Origin of the sequence: Pantoea sp. VS1 (assembly GCF_002207995.1) — a bacterium.
In the GTDB taxonomy this organism is placed as follows: domain Bacteria; phylum Pseudomonadota; class Gammaproteobacteria; order Enterobacterales; family Enterobacteriaceae; genus Pantoea; species Pantoea dispersa.
In genome coordinates, this window is the sequence record NZ_NHZE01000067.1 from 45,209 (window position 1) to 67,881 (window position 22,673).

24 protein-coding genes are annotated in these 22,673 nt (G+C 59.0%); 16 read left to right on the forward strand and 8 right to left on the reverse strand.

All coding sequences use genetic code 11. The features are described from left to right. Window positions 1-4 precede the first annotated feature (4 nt). Window positions 5-1,288, forward strand: a complete 1,284-nt coding sequence (locus tag CBW22_RS22700; protein WP_088517937.1) for a cytosine deaminase — start codon at window positions 5-7, stop codon at window positions 1,286-1,288. A gap of 48 nt (window positions 1,289-1,336) precedes the next feature. Here the strand turns inward: CBW22_RS22700 and tsgA are convergent, their stop codons facing one another. Then, complete coding sequence (tsgA, locus tag CBW22_RS22705) at window positions 1,337-2,515, reverse strand: MFS transporter TsgA (RefSeq protein WP_021507434.1); 1,179 nt, start codon at window positions 2,513-2,515, stop codon at window positions 1,337-1,339. A gap of 261 nt (window positions 2,516-2,776) precedes the next feature. Between tsgA and ppiA the strand changes: the two genes are divergently transcribed. The 5 genes from ppiA (at window position 2,777) to argD (ending at window position 6,125) form a co-directional block, all read left to right on the forward strand. Further along, window positions 2,777-3,349, forward strand: coding sequence for a peptidylprolyl isomerase A (gene ppiA, locus CBW22_RS22710; RefSeq protein WP_021507435.1), 573 nt, complete (start codon window positions 2,777-2,779; stop codon window positions 3,347-3,349). 100 nt (window positions 3,350-3,449) lie between these two features. Continuing rightward, the gene (locus tag CBW22_RS22715; protein WP_021507436.1) at window positions 3,450-3,620 is read left to right on the forward strand and encodes a YhfG family protein; all 171 of its coding nucleotides are present in this window, start codon (window positions 3,450-3,452) and stop codon (window positions 3,618-3,620) included. Further along, the gene (locus CBW22_RS22720) at window positions 3,610-4,203 is read left to right on the forward strand and encodes a putative adenosine monophosphate-protein transferase Fic (RefSeq protein WP_021313655.1); all 594 of its coding nucleotides are present in this window, start codon (window positions 3,610-3,612) and stop codon (window positions 4,201-4,203) included. Before CBW22_RS22715 ends, CBW22_RS22720 begins: the two co-directional genes overlap by 11 nt. Window positions 4,204-4,244: 41 nt before the next feature. Beyond that, entirely contained in the window at window positions 4,245-4,820 is a 576-nt protein-coding gene (locus tag CBW22_RS22725; protein ID WP_088517938.1) for an aminodeoxychorismate synthase component II, read from the forward strand. 87 nt (window positions 4,821-4,907) lie between these two features. Beyond that, complete coding sequence (gene argD, locus CBW22_RS22730; protein ID WP_088517939.1) at window positions 4,908-6,125, forward strand: bifunctional acetylornithine/succinyldiaminopimelate transaminase; 1,218 nt, start codon at window positions 4,908-4,910, stop codon at window positions 6,123-6,125. On the opposite strand, the gene CBW22_RS22735 is transcribed toward argD, so the two are convergent. Both CBW22_RS22735 and crp read right to left on the reverse strand, forming a co-directional pair. Then, window positions 6,122-8,197 (reverse strand): YccS/YhfK family putative transporter, encoded by a 2,076-nt coding sequence (locus tag CBW22_RS22735; protein WP_088517940.1) that lies wholly within the window; start codon window positions 8,195-8,197, stop codon window positions 6,122-6,124. The genes argD and CBW22_RS22735 overlap by 4 nt on opposite strands. 58 nt (window positions 8,198-8,255) lie before the next feature. Further along, window positions 8,256-8,888, reverse strand: a complete 633-nt coding sequence (gene crp, locus CBW22_RS22740; protein WP_000242755.1) for a cAMP-activated global transcriptional regulator CRP — start codon at window positions 8,886-8,888, stop codon at window positions 8,256-8,258. 304 nt (window positions 8,889-9,192) lie between these two features. Here crp and CBW22_RS22745 point away from each other — a divergent pair, with 304 nt between their 5' ends. Then, complete coding sequence (locus tag CBW22_RS22745; RefSeq protein ID WP_021507440.1) at window positions 9,193-9,597, forward strand: OsmC family protein; 405 nt, start codon at window positions 9,193-9,195, stop codon at window positions 9,595-9,597. Window positions 9,598-9,667: 70 nt separating this feature from the next. Here the strand turns inward: CBW22_RS22745 and CBW22_RS22750 are convergent, their stop codons facing one another. The 3 genes from CBW22_RS22750 to CBW22_RS22760 all read right to left on the reverse strand — a co-directional run bounded on the left by CBW22_RS22750 (window position 9,668) and on the right by CBW22_RS22760 (window position 11,836). Further along, window positions 9,668-10,537 carry a phosphoribulokinase gene (locus CBW22_RS22750; protein WP_021507441.1) on the reverse strand — a complete coding sequence of 290 codons (870 nt, stop codon included), beginning with the start codon at window positions 10,535-10,537 and terminating at the stop codon, window positions 9,668-9,670. 61 nt (window positions 10,538-10,598) lie between these two features. Next, on the reverse strand, window positions 10,599-10,817 hold the full coding sequence (locus CBW22_RS22755; RefSeq protein WP_021507442.1) for a YheU family protein: 219 nt from the start codon (window positions 10,815-10,817) through the stop codon (window positions 10,599-10,601). A gap of 2 nt (window positions 10,818-10,819) precedes the next feature. Beyond that, complete coding sequence (locus CBW22_RS22760; RefSeq protein WP_058759291.1) at window positions 10,820-11,836, reverse strand: hydrolase; 1,017 nt, start codon at window positions 11,834-11,836, stop codon at window positions 10,820-10,822. 60 nt (window positions 11,837-11,896) lie between these two features. On the opposite strand from CBW22_RS22760, the gene CBW22_RS22765 reads away from it, so the two are divergent. Then, entirely contained in the window at window positions 11,897-12,499 is a 603-nt protein-coding gene (locus CBW22_RS22765; RefSeq protein WP_088517941.1) for a LysE family translocator, read from the forward strand. 1 nt (window position 12,500) lies between these two features. On the opposite strand, the gene CBW22_RS22770 is transcribed toward CBW22_RS22765, so the two are convergent. Continuing rightward, window positions 12,501-13,481 carry a LacI family DNA-binding transcriptional regulator gene (locus tag CBW22_RS22770; RefSeq protein WP_088517942.1) on the reverse strand — a complete coding sequence of 327 codons (981 nt, stop codon included), beginning with the start codon at window positions 13,479-13,481 and terminating at the stop codon, window positions 12,501-12,503. A 234-nt stretch (window positions 13,482-13,715) separates the two neighbouring features. Between CBW22_RS22770 and tauA the strand changes: the two genes are divergently transcribed. The 4 genes from tauA to tauD are packed head-to-tail and all read left to right on the forward strand — an operon-like array spanning window position 13,716 to window position 17,137. Continuing rightward, complete coding sequence (gene tauA / locus CBW22_RS22775) at window positions 13,716-14,696, forward strand: taurine ABC transporter substrate-binding protein (protein WP_040679688.1); 981 nt, start codon at window positions 13,716-13,718, stop codon at window positions 14,694-14,696. 10 nt (window positions 14,697-14,706) lie between these two features. After that, complete coding sequence (tauB, locus tag CBW22_RS22780) at window positions 14,707-15,474, forward strand: taurine ABC transporter ATP-binding subunit (RefSeq protein ID WP_021507447.1); 768 nt, start codon at window positions 14,707-14,709, stop codon at window positions 15,472-15,474. Further along, window positions 15,471-16,301, forward strand: coding sequence for a taurine ABC transporter permease TauC (gene tauC, locus CBW22_RS22785; protein WP_021507448.1), 831 nt, complete (start codon window positions 15,471-15,473; stop codon window positions 16,299-16,301). Before tauB ends, tauC begins: the two co-directional genes overlap by 4 nt. Further along, entirely contained in the window at window positions 16,298-17,137 is an 840-nt protein-coding gene (gene tauD / locus CBW22_RS22790) for a taurine dioxygenase (protein WP_021507449.1), read from the forward strand. The genes tauC and tauD overlap by 4 nt, the downstream gene beginning before the upstream one ends. A gap of 141 nt (window positions 17,138-17,278) precedes the next feature. On the opposite strand, the gene CBW22_RS22795 is transcribed toward tauD, so the two are convergent. Beyond that, window positions 17,279-19,183 (reverse strand): ABC transporter ATP-binding protein, encoded by a 1,905-nt coding sequence (locus CBW22_RS22795; protein ID WP_021507450.1) that lies wholly within the window; start codon window positions 19,181-19,183, stop codon window positions 17,279-17,281. Window positions 19,184-19,297: 114 nt separating this feature from the next. On the opposite strand from CBW22_RS22795, the gene kefG reads away from it, so the two are divergent. The 4 genes from kefG to slyD all read left to right on the forward strand — a co-directional run bounded on the left by kefG (window position 19,298) and on the right by slyD (window position 22,649). After that, window positions 19,298-19,849, forward strand: coding sequence for a glutathione-regulated potassium-efflux system ancillary protein KefG (kefG, locus tag CBW22_RS22800; protein WP_088517943.1), 552 nt, complete (start codon window positions 19,298-19,300; stop codon window positions 19,847-19,849). After that, window positions 19,849-21,651 carry a glutathione-regulated potassium-efflux system protein KefB gene (kefB, locus tag CBW22_RS22805; RefSeq protein WP_088517944.1) on the forward strand — a complete coding sequence of 601 codons (1,803 nt, stop codon included), beginning with the start codon at window positions 19,849-19,851 and terminating at the stop codon, window positions 21,649-21,651. The genes kefG and kefB overlap by 1 nt, the downstream gene beginning before the upstream one ends. A gap of 44 nt (window positions 21,652-21,695) precedes the next feature. Further along, window positions 21,696-21,890 carry a YheV family putative zinc ribbon protein gene (locus CBW22_RS22810; RefSeq protein WP_021507453.1) on the forward strand — a complete coding sequence of 65 codons (195 nt, stop codon included), beginning with the start codon at window positions 21,696-21,698 and terminating at the stop codon, window positions 21,888-21,890. A 195-nt stretch (window positions 21,891-22,085) separates the two neighbouring features. Continuing rightward, window positions 22,086-22,649: a peptidylprolyl isomerase gene (gene slyD, locus CBW22_RS22815; protein ID WP_021507454.1), complete on the forward strand. Its 564-nt coding sequence runs from the start codon at window positions 22,086-22,088 to the stop codon at window positions 22,647-22,649. The last annotated feature ends 24 nt before the right edge of the window (window positions 22,650-22,673 follow it).

Sequence of the window (22,673 nt, forward strand, 5' to 3'; positions counted from 1 at the left end):
GGATATGACCCAGCAAGCGTTTAAGTGGATAAACAACCTGCGCCTGGCAGGCCAACCGGGTTTATGGCAGATCGAAATTCGCCACGGCAACATCAGCGCCATCATTCCGCAGCCGCCGCACGCGGCCGCCCAGTCGGATGCGCTGGATGCCGCCGGTGGCCTGGCGAGCGCGCCGTTTATCGAGCCGCATATTCATCTCGACACCACGCAAACCGCTGGCGAACCGGCGTGGAATCAGTCCGGCACGCTGTTTGAAGGCATTGAGCGCTGGGCTGAACGCAAGGCGCTGCTCAGCCATGAGGATGTGAAACAGCGCGCGCGGCAGACGCTGAAGTGGCAAATTGCCAACGGCATTCAGCACGTGCGCACCCACGTGGATGTGTCCGATCCCACGCTGACCGCCTTAACCGCGATGCTGGAGGTGAAAGCGGAGATGGCGCCGTGGATCGATATCCAGATCGTGGCCTTTCCGCAGGAAGGCATTCTCTCTTATCCCAACGGCGAAGCGCTGCTGGAAGAGGCGCTGCGCCTCGGTGCCGACGTGGTGGGCGCGATCCCGCATTATGAATTTACCCGCGAATATGGCGTCGAATCACTGCACAAGGCGTTTGCGCTGGCGCAGCGCTATGACCGGCTGGTGGACGTGCACTGTGACGAGATTGATGATGAGCAATCGCGCTTTGTCGAGACCGTGGCGGCGCTGGCGCACCGTGAAGGCATGGGCGCGCGCGTCACCGCCAGCCACACCACGGCGATGCATTCGTACAATAACGCCTATACCTCGCGGCTGTTCCGCCTGCTGAAGCTGTCGCAGATTAACTTTGTCGCCAATCCGCTGGTGAATATTCATCTGCAGGGACGCTTTGACAGCTATCCGAAACGGCGCGGCGTGACGCGGGTGAAAGAGCTGCTGGAGGCGGGTATCAACGTCTGCTTCGGCCATGATGATGTGTTCGATCCCTGGTATCCGCTCGGCACCGCCAGCATGCTGCAGGTGCTGCACATGGGGCTGCACGTCTGTCAGCTGATGGGCTATGAGCAGATCGACAGCGGTCTGCAACTCATCACGCACAACAGTGCCAAAACCATGCAGCTGGCGGATTATGGCGTGCAGGTGGGCAAAGCGGCCAGCCTGATTATTTTGCCTGCTGATAACGGGTTCGATGCGCTGCGCCGTCAGGTGCCGGTGCGCTATTCGCTGCGTAAGGGCGTGCTGGTGGCGGCCACACAGCCGGCAAGCAGTGAAATTTATCTCGGTGCTACCGAAGCGGTGACGTTCCGGCGTTAAGGGAGCGGGAAGGGGAATAGCGGCGCGAGGCTTCGCGCCGCTCGGGGATCAGGCAGTCTGGTGAGCGTGCTGGCGATGTTTAGTGACAAAGCCGAGCAGCACACACATCACGAACACCACCGCGTACAGCGCGTTTGCGGTGGACAGCGCCGCGTGGGCACCGCCTTTCGCCACAATCGGGCCGGTGACCACGAAGGTCAGCATGGTGCCGACGGTGCCGCAGGTGAGGATAAAGTTCACCAGCTTCGGCGATGACGCTTTGGTCTGCAGCGAGCCCAGCGTGATGATGGTGGTGTAAATGGCGCTGGAGAAGAAACCAAGCGACATAATGATCCAGTGCAGCATGCTGGCATCGGTGGTTTTCACGAACCAGAACATCAGGCCGGTGGCCAGCAGCGCCAGCACCACCAGAATGCGTTGCAGGTCGAAGAAGCGCAGCAGGAAGCTGAACGCCCACATGCCGACCATATAGGCGGTCCAGAAGTTACCGACCAGCTGACCGGCAGCGGCGATATCCATGCCCATCGATTTGGTGGCGTATTCCGGTACCCAGGAGATGAAGCCGAGCTGGCCGAGGATGTAGCACAGTGCCGCGATCGACAGGAACAGCACGCCGATGCCCCACTTCTCTTTTTCGCCGCCCTGCACCGCGGCTTCGCTCTTCAGTACCGGGAACTCGACCATCAGCGTCAGGATAAAGATCGCCACGTAGATCACGCCAATGCAGGCATAAACCCAGTACCACGGCAGCGCGCGCGCCAGCAGAATGCCCGCGATAATCGGGAAGATGGTGCCGGCCATGCTAAAGAACGAGTCGGTAAACAGCAGACGGGAACCGCGCTGGCGACCATCGTACAGATGGGTAATCAGGAAGGTGCCGATCGACATGGTGATACCGCTGACCACGCCGAGCACGAACATGCACAGCGAGAACACCGTGAGGTTATGGCTGGTCATCAGCCCGGCCACGGCGAGGATCATCAGCACAAAGCCAAAGATCAGCTGGCGCTTGAGTGGCACAATCACCATCAGCCAGGCGTTCAGGAACACCGCCGCCAGAATACCGGCGTTAAGGAAAGTGAAGGTGTTGCTCATCTCTGAGATGGGCAGCTGGAAATACTGGGCAATATTATCCAGCACCATACCGGTAACGATCACCAGTGCGCCGGTGAGCGCATAGGAGAAAAAGCTGATCCAGGTAAGGCCAATGCGATTACGGTTTGTCATGTTCTGAACCTGTGATGCGCCGACGTGGCAAAAAGTGTCATGAATTGTAAATGGATCTGTGATCGTAATAAACAAGCAGTGAAACGTGCGAGAAATATTTCATTAATAGTGTGATTTTCGTCACGCAAATGATTGCGCGACGGGAAAAGTATGACGATAGCAACATCAGCGTAAATATAGGTAAAACGCTGGCTCTTGTATTACATGCTCTTTACAATCAATCTCGTTTTTGAGCTTGCTCTCCAAGGTAAGGAATCTTTCATGCTTAAACGTACTTTGACAGCGGCGGTTGCCCTGTTAGCGCTCTCTTCTGTATCTGCTTCGGCTCTGGCGGCGAAAGGGGATACGCACGTGCTGCTCACCACCTCTGCGGGCAATATCGAACTTGAACTGGATAATCAGAAAGCCCCGGTTTCAGTAAAAAACTTTGTGGATTACGTGAATAACGGCTTCTACAACAACACCATTTTCCATCGTGTGATCCCTGGTTTTATGATTCAGGGCGGCGGCTTCACGGCGGATATGCAGCAGAAGCAGACCAACGCGCCGATCAAAAACGAAGCGGATAACGGCCTGCGCAACCTGCGTGGCACCATTTCTATGGCGCGTACCGCTGAGAAAGACAGTGCCACCAGCCAGTTCTTCCTGAACGTGGCGGACAACGCTTTTCTTGACCATGGCCAGCGCGACTTCGGCTATGCGGTGTTTGGTAAAGTAGTGAAAGGCATGGATGTGATCGACAAGATCGCCCAGGTGCCGACCAAAGATGTTGGGCCATACCAGAATGTGCCGTCAAAACCGATTGTTATCACTTCCGCGAAAGTCCTGCCGTAATCCCTCTGCGCGCCACCCCTGTGTGGCGCCGTCTGCCGCGCTCCGGCAAAGCTGAAATTTGCTCTTATACTTAGGGCACATCCTGCTTGCCGGAGGCGCTATGAGCAGCAAACTCACCGAAAAACAGAAAATCACGTTGTGGCAGCAAACCCGTGCGGCCAATTATCAGGCCAGCTGCAAACTGGCCGGTTATACGCTGAATGAACCTGCCGTCGAGAGCGCCCAGGCGGACGATCGTCTGGCATCGCTGAGGAGGCAATATGGCGGATAACAGCCTGGCGGTGCGCGATCCCTATTTGTGGCACAACGATGACGTGCTGAAAAACCTGCTGGAAATTCACGACGTGGCGCAGCTGCGTAAAGCCGAGCTGGCATTCAGCGCGGCGCGGCTGGCCACGCTGGCGCTCGGACCGGCCACGCCTGGCCTGCCGCACCTGCGCCACATTCACCGCACGCTGTTTCAGGATATCTACAGCTGGGCCGGTGAACTGCGTACCATCGACATCTGGCGCGACGACACGCCCTATTGCCACTGCGAGTATATCGAGAACGAGGGCAATGCGCTGATGAGCGCACTGGAAGAGGAAGAGGGCCTGTGCGACCTCGACCCGCAGACCTTCGTGGCACGCATCGCGCATTACTACTGTGAAATCTACGTCCTGCATCCGTTCCGTGCCGGTAACGGGCGGGCACAGCGCATCTTTTTCGAACAGCTGGCGCTGCACGCGGGCTATCTGCTGAACTGGGATACGCTGGAGCCTGAAAGCTGGCACCAGGCCATCGTCGCCGGCGTCGGCGGCGATCTCGCGCCGCTCAACGCGCAGTTTGCGAAAGTGGTGAGTCCGGCGCGTTAAAATGCGTAGAATAGCGGCGGTTTTACTGGCCTGAGGGCATTATGCTGCTGCTAATTGATAACTACGACTCCTTTACCTGGAATCTCTACCAGTACTTCTGTGAACTGGGCGCGCAGGTGCGCGTGGTGCGCAACGATGCGATGACGCTGGAGGAGATGACGGCGCTGCCGCTGAGTCATCTGGTGATCTCGCCGGGCCCCTGTACGCCGGATCAGTCCGGCATTTCGCTCGAAGCCATTCGCCACTTTGCCGGACGGCTGCCGGTTCTCGGGGTATGCCTGGGCCATCAGGCCATCGCCCAGGCCTACGGCGCGCAGGTGGTGCGCGCGCGCCAGGTGATGCACGGTAAAACCTCTGCGGTGCAGCACACCGGCCAGGGCGTGTTCCGCAACCTGAATAATCCGCTGACCGTCACGCGCTATCACTCGCTGATTGTGGCGCGCGACACGCTGCCGCCGGAGTTTGAAGTCACCGCCTGGAGCCTGCGCGACGGCGTTGCCGATGAGATCATGGGCTTCCGCCATCGTACGCTGCCGCTCGAGGGCGTGCAGTTCCATCCGGAGAGCATTCTCAGCGAGCAGGGGCATCAGCTGCTGGCGAATTTCCTCAATACGTAACTTCCGTTTGCCATTGCATGATTTTTTATGCATATTTTTTGATTATAATTTCACATCAGCTCAACAAATAACCCGATGAGGTCATCAATGACAGCGGAAAATCTAGCGGTAAGCCGGGAAACGTTCGATAACGTTATTTTGCCTGTTTATGCACCTGCGCAGTTTGTGCCGGTCAAAGGCAAAGGCAGCCGCGTGTGGGATCAGCAGGGCAAAGAGTATATCGACTTCTCCGGTGGTATCGCGGTCACCGCGCTGGGCCATTGTCATCCGGCGCTGGTGGAAACGCTGAAAAGCCAGGGCGAAACCCTGTGGCACACCAGTAACGTGTTCACCAATGAGCCGGCACTGCGCCTCGCCAGTAAACTGATCGCGGCGACCTTCGCCGAGCGGGTATTCTTCGGTAACTCCGGTGCCGAAGCGAACGAAGCGGCGTTCAAACTGGCGCGCTACTACGCCTGCAAAAAGCACAGCCCGTTCAAAAGCAAAATTATCGCTTTCCACAACGCCTTCCACGGCCGCACGCTGTTCACCGTCTCGGTGGGCGGTCAGCCGAAATACTCCGATGGCTTTGGTCCGAAGCCGGCGGATATCGTCCATGTGCCGTTTAACGATCTGGCAGCAGTGAAAGCGGTGATTGACGACCACACCTGCGCGATTGTGGTGGAGCCGATTCAGGGGGAAGGCGGCGTGATGCCGGCAACGCCGGAATTCATGCAGGGATTGCGTGAACTGTGCGATCAGCACAACGCGCTGCTGGTGCTGGATGAAGTGCAGAGCGGCATGGGCCGCAGCGGTAAGCTGTTTGCTTACGAACACTATGGTATCAAGCCAGATATCATCACCACCGCTAAAGCGCTGGGCGGCGGTTTCCCGGTGAGCGCGATGCTGACCACTCATGAAATCGCCTCGGTGATGGCGCCAGGCGTGCACGGCACCACCTACGGCGGCAACCCGCTGGCCTGTGCGATTGCCGAAACCGCGCTGGATATCATCAATACGCCCGAGGTGCTGAATGGTGTTGACGCGCGCCGTGAGCAGTTTGTCTCGGCGCTGCAGAAGATCAATCAGCAGTTCGACATCTTCAGTGAAATTCGGGGCAAAGGGCTGCTGCTGGGTGCCGTACTCAACGCGCAGCACGCCAGCAAAGCGCGCGATATCCTCAACGCTTCCGCCGCTGAAGGCCTGATGGTACTGACCGCCGGCAGCGATGTGATTCGCTTTGTGCCGTCGCTGGTGATTGAGCCGACTGATATCGCAGAAGGCATGGCGCGCTTCGCCCGGGCGATCGCAAAAGTCCTGAACTAACCTTTCGGCTTCAGCACGCTGAGCCAGTGGCCGTGATGCGGGCGCTGGCTCCACGCCAGTGAAGAAATGGTGTGCATCACATTGAGGTGCTGCAGAATGCGCTTCACATGCTGTTCGACAATCGTCACCGGCCCCTCATTCAGATTCTCCGGCGCTTCCAGAATATTGCTGTCGTTGCCCGGCCCGTCGTAAGCCAGCCGCTGCTGACAGCGCTGCAGCGCGATTTCACAGGACTGCAAATAGCGCTCCGCCAGCTTTGGCGTCAGCATGGTGTGCTCGCGCGCCAGAATGGTCATGGCGTTGATGTGCTCGACGATAAACTGGCTGTGGGTCACCCACAGGCGCATATCTTTCAGATACTGGAAGTTAAAGCCCGGCTCGGTGGACGCCTGGTTGAGCGAGTTAAACAGCGCGTTGTGCGCCTGGTTAACCTTGACGCGCTGATACGCCAGCTTCTCCGGCGCCTGCTCCGGACCGAGCAGCAGGCGCAGCGCCTCCTGATAAGCCTCCAGCGCATCGTGCGCGTTATTGCGCAGCAGCCCGCTCTGCCATTGCGGCCATAGCCAGATCATACCGGCGAAGGCAATCAGACAGCCCATCAGCGTATCCATCATGCGCGGCAGCAGGAACTGCGCGCCGTTCAGCGACAGCAGCTGCAGCGAATACACCGCCGTTACGGTAAAGCCAATCATCGACCAGCCATAATATTTACGCGTGATCAGATAGCTGGCGAGGGTGATGACCAGCATGGTCAGCAGGGCAATCGACTCCGGAACAGCAAAGCGCAGCGACGCCGCGGCGATCAGCAAGCCGGCGAAGGTGCCGAGCGCCCGGTGCTGAATGCGCACGCGCGTGGCGCTGTAGCCGTTCTGGCTGACAAACATGATGGTCATCAGAATCCAGTAAGGCTTGGGAATATTGAAGAACAGCGCCAGCGCGCTGCCGAACATCAGCATCACCGCGAAGCGCGCCGCCGTCCGCAGCGCGGCAGATTTCAGCGACAGGTAGCTGCGCAGCGCCGGCAACAGCGGCAGGCGGCGCTGGCGATCGGCCATCAGGTCGCGGGTGTACAGTGGCTTCTGCGTGCGCAGCACGCGGGCGATGCGGCTGAAATGGTAGAGGCAGAAATTACCGACCGGATTATCCGGGTGCTGCCGGGCAATTTTCTCCAGCGCGCCGAGCGGCTTCTCCATGTGGAAGCGTTCCGGCAGCTGGTGATAGAGAATGGCATCGGCCAGCACGCGCAGCCGTGCCGAAATGATTTTCGCGTTCCAGCGGATCACCGCCTCGGCGTGGCTCTGCTCCACCAGCTTTTGCACCTCTTCCGGCTGGTGCAGGCTGACCGAGATGTGCTCCTGCAGATCGAGCGCAACCTGGAAAGCGCGCGTCAGGCGTTTATGGCTGTTATCACGGCTGGCCGACAGCATATGCATCTGCTGGTAGCAGGTGGTGATCAGATCGACCGCTTTCTGCTGGCGCGCCAGTAGCGGCGGCAGCGCTTTTTCCGGATCGGTCAGCTGCGTCAGCAGGGTGTATTTGGCGTCGCAGTAATCGGCCAGCTCGCGGTACAGCAGGCTGAGGGTCTCGCGCATCGGCTGCTCTTTCCACAGCCAGAACCAGAACCAGTTAAACAGCCCGTACCACAGCGTCCCGCCGATATACAGCAGCGGCGGAACCCACATCGGCATTCGGCCGACGAGGCTTAAGGTAAAGATGGCGGCGATCAGCGTGCCGGGCAGCAAACGACCATGCAGCGGGCTGATTTCACCGGTCACGCCCACCAGCAGCGGCAACACCAGCAGAATCAGCGGCAGCGGCACAGCGTAAGCCGTGAGGTACTGAATCAGAAAACTGCCGCTGGCGAACAGTGCGCCGCCGACAATCAGCCGTTTGAAGAACCGCTTATGTGGCGTATCCAGACCGGCGATGTTGCAGCAGGCCGGCACCAGGGAGAACAGCAACCCTTTTTGCAGATCGCCAAACAGCCAGCCGAGCGCCACAGGCAGGCACAGCACCAGCGTTTGCCGCAGCGCATAGTTAACTTCCGGATGATAGATGATTCGACGCCACATCAGCTCATCGTAAACAGAAACGGCGCGATGTTGCCATCACGCCGTGGGTGAGAAGAAATCAGCGGGTGCCGTAAACGACGATGGTTTTGCCGTGTGCGGAGATCAGGTTCTGATCTTCCAGCATTTTCAGGATACGACCCACGGTTTCGCGTGAGCAGCCCACGATCTGACCAATCTCCTGACGGGTGATTTTAATCTGCATACCGTCCGGGTGGGTCATGGCATCAGGCTGTTTCGCCAGGTTGAGCAGCGTTTGCGCGATGCGGCCGGTCACATCGAGGAAGGCAAGGTTGCCGACTTTTTCAGATGTTACCTGCAGGCGACGCGCCATTTGCGCCGACAGGCGCATTAAAATATCCGGATTGACCTGAATCAGCTGACGGAATTTTTTGTAGGAAATTTCAGCCACTTCGCAGGCGGTTTTCGCACGTACCCAGGCGCTACGCTCCTGGCCCTCTTCAAACAGGCCGAGCTCACCGATGAAATCCCCCTGATTGAGGTAGGAGAGAATCATCTCTTTGCCTTCTTCATCTTTAATCAGTACCGCGACGGAACCTTTCACGATGTAGTACAGCGTTTCCGCTTTCTCACCCTGATGGATGAGGGTGCTTTTGGATGGATATTTGTGAATATGGCAATGGGACAGGAACCATTCGAGTGTAGGGTCTGTTTGCGGTTTGCCGAGAACCATTCGCTATTATCCTCTGTTGTAATCGTGCCCAAAATACAGGGGGCAGTTTTCCCTGTCAGGCGGTGAAATCGTCCAGCGTTTCCCGTGAGGGACAGTTATTCGGGGGTGGATTCGTAAGCGATGCTTTTGATTCGTCCCGCTTTCGTCTTTCGTGACGAAAATATTTTCAGCACTGTTTGTAGCATAGCTTTTGCAACCTGTCTCCTGTTGTCTCGCTTCAGCAGGTGGGGGATGCGTCTGCATTGCTGTTTGTCAGGTGAAAGCGTACTCTGGCGGCAAAACCGCCGCTTCAGGAGAAAGAATAATGCAGGCACGAGTGAAATGGGTGGAAGGGCTGACCTTTCTCGGAGAATCCTCATCCGGTCATCAGGTATTAATGGACGGCAATTCCGGTGATAAAGCGCCCAGCCCGATGGAGATGGTGTTGATGGCTGCGGGCGGCTGCAGCGCGATTGACGTGGTGTCGATTCTGCAAAAGGGGCGCAACGATGTCGCCGATTGTGAAGTCAAACTGACCTCAGAACGCCGCGAAGAAGCACCACGCATTTTTACGCATATCAATCTGCATTTTATTGTCAGCGGCAAAGCGCTGAGCGATAAAGCGGTGGCGCGCGCGGTGGATCTGTCCGCGGAGAAGTACTGCTCGGTCGCGATCATGCTGGGCAAGGGCGTCGAGATAACGCACAGCTACGAAGTGGTGGAGCTGTAATCCAGCCGGGAGCGCGGCGCTGCGCTCCCGATCTCAGTTCCTCCCGGCGAAACTGGCGCGTTAGCCTGCGCTATTCAATACGTTTACCTTCAATCAACCGCTGCACCAGCGGCGTCATGATTAACTCCATCGCCAGTCCCATCTTGCCGCCCGGCACCACCAGCGTATTCATGTGGGAAATAAACGAGCCCTGGATCATCGCCAGTAAATAAGGAAAAGCGATGCCCTCCAGGCCGCGAAAATGGATCACCACAAAGCTCTCATCCAGCGACGGGATCTCACGCGCGGCAAACGGGTTCGAGGTATCCACGGTCGGCACGCGCTGGAAGTTGAGGTGCGTGCGGGAAAACTGCGGCGTGATGTAGTTGATGTAGTCTTCCATCGAACGCACCACCGAATCCATCACCGCTTCGCGCGAATGGCCGCGCTCGCTGGTATCGCGCACCAGTTTCTGAATCCACTCCAGATTAACAATCGGTACCACGCCAACCAGCAGATCGACATGTTCCGCCACGTTATGTTGCTGCGTCACCACGCCGCCGTGCAGGCCTTCATAGAACAGTACATCGGTGTTTTCCGGCAGCGGCTGCCATGGCGTAAAGGTGCCCGGCACCTGATTCCACGGCACCGCTTCATCGTAGGTGTGCAGATATTTGCGCGACTGGCCGAGTCCGCTCTGACCATAGTCGCGGAAAGTCTGCTCCAGCAGGCCGAAGTCGTTGGCTTCCGGGCCAAAGTAGCTGATGTGACGCCCGAGGTCGCGCGCCTTACGAATCGCCATGTCCATTTCCGGACGGGTATAGCGATGGAAACTGTCGCCTTCTACTTCCGCCGCGTGCAGATCCAGCTGCTGGAAAATTTTACGGAAGGCGAGACTGGTGGTGGTGGTTCCGGCGCCGCTGGAACCGGTAACGGCTATGACTGGATGCCTGGCTGACATAACAGCGCTCCCTGTGAAGTCCGGCGATGAGCATTGTTACCACGAATTGCCGCCTGACGCATTAGCCGCGAAATTCACGCCGCGGCATAATATTGACCGATTCATGCAATTCTGACCACACCAGTACCACTTCGCCCTGCTCAAGCTGGCGGCGCACGTCGGCCACTTTCTGCGTCAGGCTGCGCTCCTGCTCGCCGTAATCGGTGCCTTCACGCAGCACAAAACTTTCTATCAGGTTTTCCAGCGTTGTCGGGTCGAGTTCTTGCCAGGGAATAATCACAATTACATATCCAGATAAGTTGAGAGCCAGTCCGGCACGCGCTGCTCCAGCCACATTTTGGGTCGCAGCAGGCTGCCGCCCACGAAGCCGACGTGACCGCCTTGCTGCGTCAGCTGATACTCAATTGTGGCAGACAACTGCTGCGGCTGCGGGATCACCGCATCGGTCATGAAGGGATCGTCTTTGGCATGGATGATCAGCAGCGGCTTGCGCACGCCGGTCAGCAATGGCATGGCGCTGGCGCGCTGATAATAGTCGCGCGCATCAATAAACCCGTGGGCGCGGGCGGTAATCGCATCATCAAATTCACGCAGCCGGCGGAAGGCGCGCAGCTGCGTCAGATCGACCGGCAGCGTGCCCGGCCAGGCGCGCAGTTTACGCGTGGCGTTTTTCTTCAGCTGGGTCAGCAGGTAGTGCTGATAAAAGCGTGAAAAACCCACGTCCAGCTTCTGGCTGCATGGCTCCAGCGCCAGCGGCGCGGAGATGGCGACCGCGGCATCCAGCGGGGCCGACGTACCCTGCAGCCCCAGCAGACAGGCCAGCATATTGCCGCCAAGCGAAACGCCGACCGCCGCCGTCGGCACCGTGCCCCATTCGCGCTGCAGCCAGTGCAGAAAATAGGTGGCATCTTCAGTTTCACCGGAGTGATAGATGCGCTGCAGACGGTTAGGCTCGCCGCTGCAGCCGCGGAAGTGCATGATCACCGCCAGCCAGCCGCGCGCCTGACACGCCTGCATTAGCCCATGGGCATACGGGCTGCGGAAACTGCCTTCCAGCCCGTGGAACAGCACCATGCGCGGCTTGTGACGTGCCTGTGCCGGATCTTCGCTCCACGCCAGATCGACGAAGTCGCCGTCCGGCAGATCGAGGCGCTGCCAGTGCGGGCGCAGCGTGACGCGCCGGCGCAGCAGGCGCGGCAGCAGCGTTTGCAGATGCGCATTGCCGAAGCCGCGCAGCGGGGTAAAGCGCTCGCCGCTCGGGCGATCAAAATAGCCTGGGATAGTACTTGTCTGATGCATAACTCGCTGATAGCTTCGATGGGTTGTTCGCTTTTCTGGGTGAGGAGCACCCGAATATACATGGAACTGAGTCTTTTTTTATCAATGCTGGGCTTTCTCTGGGTCGCGGCCATCACGCCAGGGCCCAATAATATGTTACTTACCGCCTCAGGTGCTAATTTTGGCTTCCTGCGCACCTTTCCACTGCTGATTGGTATCATGATTGGCATGCAGGTGATGTTGCTGATGGTGGCGTTTGGCATCGGCAGCCTGATTCTGCTCTATCCCTCACTGCATCTGGTACTGAAAGTGGCCGGTAGCCTCTATCTGCTGTGGCTGGCGTGGAAAATTGCCACCGCCGAATACGAAACGCTGGAGACCGACGATGCCAGCGTGAAGCAGATGCCTTTCTGGCAGGGCGGGTTACTGCAACTGATCAACCCGAAAGCCTGGCTGATGGCGCTGGGTGCGGTCGCCAGCTTTAGCCTTGCCGGCAGCGCCTATCTGCATTCCGTGGTGGCTATCAGCCTCGGTATGGCGCTGGTGAACGTGGTTTCCGGCGTGATCTGGATGGGTTTCGGCTCGCTGATTGGCCGGTTACTGCGCAGCCCGCGCGCTTGGAAAATCTTCAACCTCGCCATGGGTGCGCTGACCGCAGCCTGCGTGCTGTTGATCTGGCACTGAGTCAGCTGGAGGCGCGCTCAATACGCGTCCATGGCAGCACTTCATGCACCACTGCCGCCTGGCGCTGACGGATGCGCGCCAGCAGCAGCTGCACGCTGCGGGCACCCATCTGGTTCATCGGCTGGGCAATGGTGGTCAGCGGCGGGTTGATGCTGCTGGTGAACGGAATGCCGTCAAAACCCACTACCGCCAGATCCTCTGGCACGCGCAGTCCGGCCTCCAGAGCAGCGTGAATCACGCCAACCGCCAGCACGTCTGATACCGCAAACACCGCATCCGGCCGCTCTGGCTGTGTTAGCAGTTCGCGCAGCGCCGCGCTGCCCGCTTCGCAGGAGATGTCGCTGGCGTAAGCGACGCCGTGCCAGTTAAGCCCCAGCTGCGTGATGGCGTCGCGATAGCCGCTTTCGCGCTGGTGCGAATAGAGATAACGCATATCACAGTTGACCAGCGCAATGCGCTGACGCCCTTTGCCGGCCAGATAATGCACCGTGTCATAGGCTGCCTGACGGTTATCAATGGTGACGCTGGAGGCGTTCACCGAGGGATCGTATTCCGCACACTGCACCCACGGCGCATCACCAATTAACTCTTTCAGTCCCTGCAGGCAGGCCGCGGCGTCCATGGTGATCACCCCATCCACCACTTTGCCGGCCAGCAGCGCCAGATAGGCGGTTTCGCGCCGCAGCTGTGACGCGGAATTACATAACAGGATGTGATAGCCGTGCGCTTCGGCCTCCGCCTCAATGCCCTGCACCACCCGTGAACAGAACGGATTGGTGATATCGGAAATCAGCACCAGCAACATGTTGCTTTGCGCGGTACGCAGCTGGCGCGCCAGCAGGTTGGGCTGGTATTCGCACACATTAATTGCGGCCAGCACCCGTTTACGCGTATCTGGCCGGACGCCAGGATGCTGGTTTAACACCCGTGAAACCGTGGCTTTCGACACGCCCGCGAGGCGCGCAACTTTCTCAATCGACATGGAGGCCAGTACCGCTGTAAAAGGGGAAAAAATCAAGACGAGATCAATACCACAGTCGGCATGTGAGCGCCTGACATATTTGTTCCGCACCAGCGGTTTTGTATTTGCACTTTTTGCATAGCGTTACCCGATGTTGATCTAAGAACCGATTTTTATTAGGGATAATTTTTAATTCCTTTATGAAATCATTGCTGCTGGCGACACTGCCGTCACGACTCAACATTGGGGTGCATGATGATGGCAGTAACCAAAACAATAAGCGCGGTAGCAGCCGCGTTAGCGCTGATGACTTTCCAGGCGCAGGCGGTCAATGTGACCGTGGCTTATCAGACGTCGGCGGAACCGGCCAAAGTGGCGCAGGCTGACAATACCTTTGCCAAAGAGAGCGGTGCCACGGTTGACTGGCGCAAATTCGACAGCGGCGCCAGCGTCCTGCGTGCGTTAGCCTCGGGCGATGTGCAAATTGGCAACATCGGTTCCAGCCCGCTGGCGGTGGCCGCCACGCAGCAGCTGCCGATTGAAGCTTTCCTGCTGGCTTCACAGCTGGGCAATTCTGAAGCGCTGGTGGTGAAAAAAGGCATCAGCTCGCCCAAAGATTTGATCGGCAAACGCATTGCCGTTCCCTTCATCTCCACCACCCATTACAGCCTGCTGGCCGCGCTGAAACACTGGGGCATCAAACCCACCCAGGTGCAACTGGTCAATCTGCAGCCGCCAGCGATCATTGCTGCCTGGCAGCGCGGTGATATTGACGGCGCTTACGTCTGGGCGCCCGCCGTCAATGAACTGGAGAAAGACGGCAAGGTGCTGACCGACTCGTCGCAGGTCGGGCAGTGGGGCTCACCGACGCTCGACGTCTGGGTGGTGCGCAAGGATTTTGCCCGGCAGCATCCTGAAGTGGTCACCGCTTTCGCCCGTAGCGCGATTGCCGCGCAGCAGGCCTATATCGCCAACCCGGAACAGTGGCTGCAGCAGCCGGATAACCTCAGCAAGCTGTCGCGCCTGAGCGGCGTGCCGGAAAGTGACGTCCCCGGACTGGTGAAAGGCAATACCTACCTGACGGCACAGCAGCAGGTGGAACAGCTGGGCAAACCGGTCAACAAGGCGATTGTCGATACCGCACAGTTTCTGAAAGAGCAGGGCAAAGTGCCGGATGCCGCCAGTGACTACAGCAGCTTTGTCACCACGCGCTTTGTTGCCCCCTTAGCCAAATAACGGAGGCCTTATGCTCAGCATCACCCATCTCAACGCACGTTACGCCGGGCAACCGGCGCTGCAGGATATCAATCTGCAGCTGGCCAGCCGCGAATTGCTGGTGGTGCTGGGGCCGTCCGGCTGTGGCAAAACCACGCTGCTGAACCTGATCGCCGGTTTTCTGCCGCTGGAGTCCGGCAGTATCACGCTGGATGGCAAGCCGGTACGCGGACCGGGCGCAGAGCGCGGCGTGGTCTTTCAGAACGAAGGGCTACTGCCGTGGCGTAACGTCATCGATAACGTGGCGTTTGGCCTGCAGCTGGCGGGCATGGCAAAAGCTGAACGGCACGCGATCGCCCGCCGTCTGATCCGTAAGGTCGGGCTCGAGGGCGCAGAAAAGCGTTTTATCTGGCAGCTCTCTGGGGGTCAGCGTCAGCGCGTGGGGATTGCCCGTGCGCTGGCCGCTGATCCGCAGCTGCTGCTGTTAGATGAGCCGTTCGGTGCGCTGGATGCCTTCACGCGCGAGCAGATGCAGACGCTGCTGCTGACGTTATGGCGCGATACCGGCAAGCAGATTCTGCTGATCACCCATGACATCGAAGAAGCAGTATTTCTCGCCAGCGAACTGGTGCTGCTGTCGCCGGGGCCGGGTCGCGTAGTGGAACGCCTGAAGCTCGACTTTGGCCAGCGCTTCGCCGCAGGCGAGCCGTGCCGCAGCATCAAATCCGATCCGGCATTTATCGAACGACGTGAGTATGTCCTGAACCAGGTGTTCGCGCAGCGGGAGGCGTTTGTATGAGTGCCGTTATTGATGACAAGCGCCGGACGTCCCGCGTTCGTCGCCTGCGCTGGCCCTTTTCCCGCCAGCTGTCGCTGAGCCTGCTGAGCGTAGCCGTGCTGCTGCTGCTGTGGTGGGGCGTGACCGCGCTGGGGCTGATTGCGCCCTTGTTTTTGCCGCCGCCGCAGCAGGTGCTGCATAAGCTGCTGGTTATTGCTGGTCCGCAGGGCTTTATGGATGCCACGCTATGGCAGCATCTTGGTGCCAGCCTGACGCGCATGCTGGTGGCGCTATTCTTTGCCGCACTGATCGGCATTCCGGTGGGCATTGCCATGGGGCTTAGCCCGGCGGTGCGCGGGCTGCTCGATCCGCTGATTGAACTCTATCGACCGGTACCGCCGCTGGCCTACTTGCCGCTGATGGTGATTTGGTTTGGCATTGGCGAAACCTCAAAGATTTTACTGATTTATCTGGCAATTTTCGCGCCGGTGACTTTGTCCACTCTGGCCGGCGTCAAGAATACGCAGCAGGTGCGGATCCGTGCGGCTCAGGCGCTGGGGGCGACGCGCGGGCAGCTGCTGCGTTTTGTCATTCTGCCCGGAGCGTTGCCGGAGATTCTCACCGGCCTGCGCATCGGTCTTGGCGTGGGCTGGTCTACGCTGGTGGCGGCTGAACTGATTGCCGCGACGCGCGGACTGGGCTTTATGGTGCAGTCGGCTGGGGAGTTTCTCGCCACCGATGTGGTACTGGCGGGCATCGCGGTGATCGCCCTGATTGCCTTTAGTTTAGAACTGGGTTTACGTGCGCTACAGCGCCGACTGACGCCCTGGAATGGAGAACAGCAATGAACGAACGAGTGAATTTTACCGCGCTGGGTCCGTATATCGGGGCGCAGGTCAGCGATGTTGATCTCAGCCGTCCGCTGAGTGACGCGCAGTTTGAGCAGCTTTACCATGGTCTGTTGCGTCACCAGGTGCTGTTTCTGCGCGATCAGCGCATTACGCCGGAGCAGCAGCGCGCGCTGGCGATCCGCTTCGGCGATCTGCACATTCATCCGGTTTATCCGCATGCCGAAGGCGTGGAGGAGATTATCGTGCTGGATACGCATCAGGATAATCCGCCGGACAACGATAACTGGCATACCGACGTCACCTTTATTCAGACGCCGCCGGCGATCGCCATTCTGGCCTCAAAGCTGCTGCCGGAGAGCGGTGGCGATACGCTGTGGACCAGCGGAATTGCCGCTTACGAGGCGCTGTCAGAGCCATTCAAACAGCTGCTGAGTGGCCTGCAGGCGGAGCACGACTTTAAGAAATCGTTCCAGGAGTATAAGTACCGTAAGACGGAAGAGGAGCATCAGCGCTGGCAGCAGGCCGTGGCGAAGCATCCGCCGGTGCAGCATCCGGTGATCCGCACTCATCCGGTGAGCGGACGCAAAGCGCTGTTTGTTAATGAAGGTTTTACCACCAGGCTGCTGGGCGTAAGCGAGAAGGAGAGCGAGGCGCTGCTGGGCTATCTGTTTGCGCACGCCACCAAACCGGAGTTTCAGGTGCGCTGGCGCTGGCAGCCGAACGACGTGGCAATCTGGGATAACCGCGTGACGCAGCATTATGCCAACGCGGATTATTATCCGGCGCGACGCGTGATGCATCGCGCGACGGTGTTAGGGGATGTGCCGGTGTGATTTCGGAGCGTGGATTGCCCTCACCCCAACCCTCTCCCGCCAGCGGGAGAGGGGGCCGACCGTGCGTAGCAGGTAAGGCGGAGTAAGGTTTGTTCCCTCTCCTGTGGGAGAGGGTCAGGGTGAGGGCATCATCGCGCACCTTTACCCCGCGAGCATCTGCTCCAGCTGCTCCTGCGCCTCCAGCCACGCCATTTCGACCTCTTCCAGCGCCGATTTGCTCTCCGCCTGGCGCTGCAGGGCGGCGGTTAAATCGGCCTTACGGTTTTGCTCGTAAATGGCGCTGTCGGCCAGCTGTGCTTCGGCTTCGCTGAGCTGCGTCTGCCATTTGGCCATCTGCTTCTCCAGCTTTTCGATCTCTTTGCGCAGCGGCTGCGTCTGCGCGCGCAGCTCGGCGTCGCGGCGCTTCTGATCTTTGCGGGACTGCGCGCTGTTGGCGTTGTCCTGCTTCGGCGCGGCATCCTGCTGCGTTTCCTGCTTCTGCAGGTCGCTCAGCCACTGCTGATAATCGTCCAGATCGCCCTCGAACACATCCACTTTGCGGTCGTGCACCAGGTAAAGATCGTCGGTGGTCGAACGCAGAAGGTGACGATCGTGCGACACCACCACCAGTGCGCCTTCAAAGTCGATCAGCGCTTCGGTCAGCGCCTGGCGCATATCCAAATCGAGGTGGTTGGTTGGTTCGTCGAGCAGCAGCAGATTCGGCCGCTGCCAGACGATCAGCGCCAGCACCAGCCGCGCTTTCTCGCCGCCGGAGAAACGCTCGGTGGCTTCGCTGACTTTATCGCCCTGGAAACCAAAGCCGCCCAGGTAGTCACGCAGCTGCTGCTCCAGCGTTTTCGGGGCGATGCGCGCCAGATGCTGCAGCGGCGACTCATCGGCGCGCAGATACTCAAGCTGATGCTGCGCGAAGTAACCCAGCTTGATCCCTTTCGCCAGACCCACCTTGCCCGCCAGCGGCTCCAGCTCGCCCGCCAGCAGTTTGATCAGCGTGGATTTACCGGCGCCGTTACGCCCCAGCAGGCCGATGCGCGAACCCGGCACCAGGTTGAGTTTGATGGCATCCAGAATCACCCGCTCACCGTACCCCGCCGAAACCTGCTCCATTTTCAGGATCGGGTTAGGCAGGCTTTCTGGCGCGCGGAAGCTGAAGCTGAACGGGTTATCGACGTGCGCCGGGGCAATCAGCTCCATACGCTCCAGCATCTTGATGCGGCTCTGCGCCTGTTTGGCTTTGGTGGCCTGCGCGCGGAAGCGATCGATGTACTTTTGCAGGTGCGTGACTTTTTCCTGCTGGCTCTGGTACAGCGCCTGCTGCTGCGCCAGTTTGGCTACGCGCTGACGCTCGAACGAGCTGTAGTTGCCGGTGTATTCGAACATCGTCTGCTGTTCGATATGGATGATTTTGTCCACCACTGGGTCGAGGAAGTCGCGGTCATGCGAGATCAGGATCAGCGTGCCGGTATAGCTCTTCAGCCAGCGCTCCAGCCAGATCACCGCGTCGAGATCGAGGTGGTTGGTCGGTTCATCGAGCAGCAGCAGGTCGGAACGGCATACCAGCGCCTGAGCAAGGTTGAGACGCATGCGCCAGCCGCCGGAGAAATCGCTCACCGGCCGCATTAATTGTTCCTGGCTGAAGCCCAATCCGTGCAGCAGACTGGCGGCGCGTGCGTGTATGCTCCACGCCTGAATAGCGTCCAGCTTGCCGTGCAGCAGCGCAATGGCGTTGCCATCGTCGCGCGCATTGGCTGCCGCTAATTCGGATTCGAGCTGACGATATTCGCGGTCGCCGTCGATAACATATTCCAGCGCGGCTTTACTCAGCGCCGGGGTTTCCTGATTCACCCACGCCAGCGCCCAGTTGCCGGGAAAGGTGACGTTGCCGGCATCGCTGCTGATTTCACCCTTCAGCAGTGACAGCAGCGTGGATTTACCGCAGCCGTTTTTACCCACCAGGCCGACTTTTTGCCCCGGGTTAATGGTGGCCGTTGCGTTATCCAGCAGCACATTGGTGCCGCGACGGATTTGTAATGCGGAAAAGACAATCATAAGCGCCGTATCGTCAGAATATGTTAATTTATCGGCAACATAATTCGATAATGTTTGTTGCGTCGAGCATGGTAGCGGAATTCCGCCGCGGTGACGACGCTTTGGAGGGGAACGATGTCGCAGCCGCCCAAAATATTGCTGCTTTACGCCCATCCGGAATCACAGGATTCGATTGCTAATCGGGTTTTGCTGCAGTCGGCTATGGAACTGGACCACGTCACGGTGCACGATTTATACGCCCACTATCCGGATTTCTTTATTGATATTCATTACGAGCAGCAACTGCTGCGCGACCATCAAATCGTGGTGTTTCAGCATCCACTTTATACCTATAGCTGTCCGGCACTGCTGAAAGAGTGGCTGGATCGCGTGCTGTCGCGCGGCTTTGCCAGCGGTCAGGACGGTAATGCGCTGGAAGGTAAATACTGGCGCAGCGTGGTAACCACCGGTGAGCCGGAGACGGCGTATCACCCCAGCGGCCTCAATCGCTACCCGATGAGCGACATTATGCGACCGTTTGAGCTGACGGCGCAGATGTGTCGCATGCACTGGCTGACGCCGATGGTAATTTACTGGGCGCGTCGTCAGACACCCGAGGTGCTGCGCAATTTTGCGCGCGCCTATGGCGACTGGCTGGCGTCACCGCTGCCGAACGGAGGAGTGTGATGCAAGGCGAAACGTTACTCACCGCCGGCGTGATTTATCTGGTGGCGGCGGTGCTGGTGGTGCCGATTGCCGCCCGGCTCGGCATTGGTGCGGTGCTGGGCTACCTGCTGGCCGGTATCGCCATCGGCCCGTGGGGGCTGGGCTTCATCAGCGATGTGGACGAGATTCTGCACTTCTCGGAGCTTGGCGTGGTGTTCCTGATGTTCATCATCGGGCTGGAGCTGAACCCGGCCAAGCTGTGGGCGCTGCGGCGCTCTATTTTTGGCGTCGGTGCCGCGCAGGTGCTGGTTTCGGCAGCGATCCTCGGCGTGCTGCTGTGGCTGACCGACTTCAGCTGGCAGGCCGCGGTGATTGGCGGTATTGGCCTGGCGATGTCCTCGACCGCCATGGCGCTGCAGCTGATGCGCGACAAAGGCATGAACCGCAGCGAAGCGGGCCAGCTGGGCTTCTCGGTGCTGCTGTTCCAGGACCTGGCGGTGATTCCGGCGCTGGCGCTGGTACCGCTGCTGGCTGGCAGCGACAGTGGCCATGTCGACTGGCTTAAGGTGGGCATGAAGGTGCTGGCATTCGCCGGTATGCTGGTGGGCGGACGCTATCTGCTGCGGCCGATTTTCCGGTTCATCGCCGCGTCCGGCGTGCGGGAAGTGTTTACCGCCGCCTCGCTGCTGCTGGTGCTCGGTTCGGCGCTGTTTATGGATGCGCTGGGCCTGTCGATGGCGCTGGGGACGTTCATCGCCGGTATTCTGCTGGCAGAGAGTGAGTATCGCCACGAACTGGAAGTCGCCATTGAGCCGTTTAAAGGGTTGCTGCTCGGGCTGTTCTTTATTTCGGTGGGCATGGCGCTCAACCTCGGCGTGCTTTATACCCATATCTTCGAAATTCTGATCGGCGTGGTGCTGCTGGTGGCGGTGAAAACGCTGGTGCTCTATGTGCTGGCGCGCATTTATGGTCTGCGCAGTTCGGAGCGTCTGCAGTTTGCCGGCGTGCTGAGTCAGGGCGGTGAATTCGCCTTCGTGCTGTTTTCGGCGGCGTCGTCGGCAAAACTGTTCAGCGGCGATCAGCTGCCGCTGCTGCTGGTCACGGTGACGCTGTCGATGATGACCACGCCGCTGCTGATGCAGGGCGTGGATAAGATTCTGGCGCGCCGCTTCAACGAACCGGAAGAGGACGGCGAAAAGCCGTTTGTCGAGGACGATCAGCCCCAGGTGATAGTGGTGGGCTTTGGCCGTTTTGGTCAGGTGGTCGGGCGTTTGCTGATGGCCAACAACAAGCGCATCACCGTGCTGGAGCGCGATATCTCGGCGGTCAGCCTGATGCGCAAATATGGCTACAAGGTTTACTATGGCGATGCCACCGAGCTTGAGCTGCTGCGTGCCGCCGGGGCGGAGAATGCGCAGTCGATCGTCATCACCTGTAACGATCCGGAAGATTCGATGACCATCGTGCACTTGTGCCAGCAACACTTCCCGCAGCTGGAGATCCTGGCGCGGGCGCGCGGTCGTGTCGAGGCGCATGAGCTGCTGCAGGCGGGCGTCACGCTGTTCTCGCGTGAAACCTTCTCCAGCGCGCTGGAGTTAGGCCGCAAAGCGCTGATATCGCTGGGCATGCATCCGCATCAGGCGCAGCGCGCGCAGCAGCACTTCCGCCGGCTGGATATGCGCATGCTGCGTGAACTGGTGCCGAGCCACGACGACAGCGTGCAGGTTTCACGCGTGCGTGAGGCGCGACGCGAGCTGGAGGACATTTTCCAGCGTGAAATGCAGCATGAAAAACGGCAGTTTGACGGCTGGGATGATGAGTAAGGCTACACTTAACATATCCGTTCTGATAACGGGCAGGAAAGACTATGCGTAAACGTTTTATTGCCGGTGCGGTTTGTCCGCACTGTCAGGAGAAAGACACGCTGGCGATGTGGCGTGAAAACAATGTCGATGTGGTGGAGTGCGTGAAGTGCGGCCATCAGATGCGTGAGGCGGACAAGCAGGCGCGCGATCAGGTTCGCAGCACTGAGCAAGTGATTGGCATTTTTCATCCGGAGTAGCGCGATGGCGCAGCTTTTTTTAAGCTTAGCCTTACAGCGGTATTGAATTCCGCTACAATCGGCGCCATTAACGCTGAGCAGTATGGTCCAACAGCACTGTTGGCATCCTCAGTACTGAACCTTTCTGGTTGGTTATTGCACGCGAGAATAGACCAATGAGACGGGATTCTTTGTTCTCAACGGTTAGGAGATATCATGAAAGTAGCAAAAGACCTGGTGGTGAGCCTGGCGTATCAGGTTCGTACCGAAGACGGTGTGTTGGTTGACGAGTCACCGGTGAGTGCGCCGTTGGATTATCTGCACGGTCATGGTTCCCTGATTTCTGGTCTGGAAAAAGCGCTGGAAAATCACGCGGTCGGCGACAAGTTTGACGTGCATATCCCGGCAAACGACGCGTACGGCCAGTACGATGACAACCTGGTGCAGCGTGTACCGAAAGACGTGTTCATGGGCGTTGACGAGCTGCAGGTTGGCATGCGCTTCCTGGCAGAAACCGACCAGGGCCCGGTGCCGGTCGAGATCACCGAAGTGGAAGATGAGCACGTGGTGGTTGACGGTAACCACATGCTGGCGGGTCAGAACCTGAACTTCAATGTGGAAGTGGTTGCTATCCGTGAAGCCACGGAAGAAGAGATCGCTCACGGCCACGTTCATGGCGCTGACGGCCATCATCACGATCATGACCACGACCATGGTCACGATCATGAGCACGGTCACGGCGGCTGCGGCGGCCACGGTGGTTGCGGCTGCAACCACTAAGCGTAAAAAGGCCACCTGCGGGTG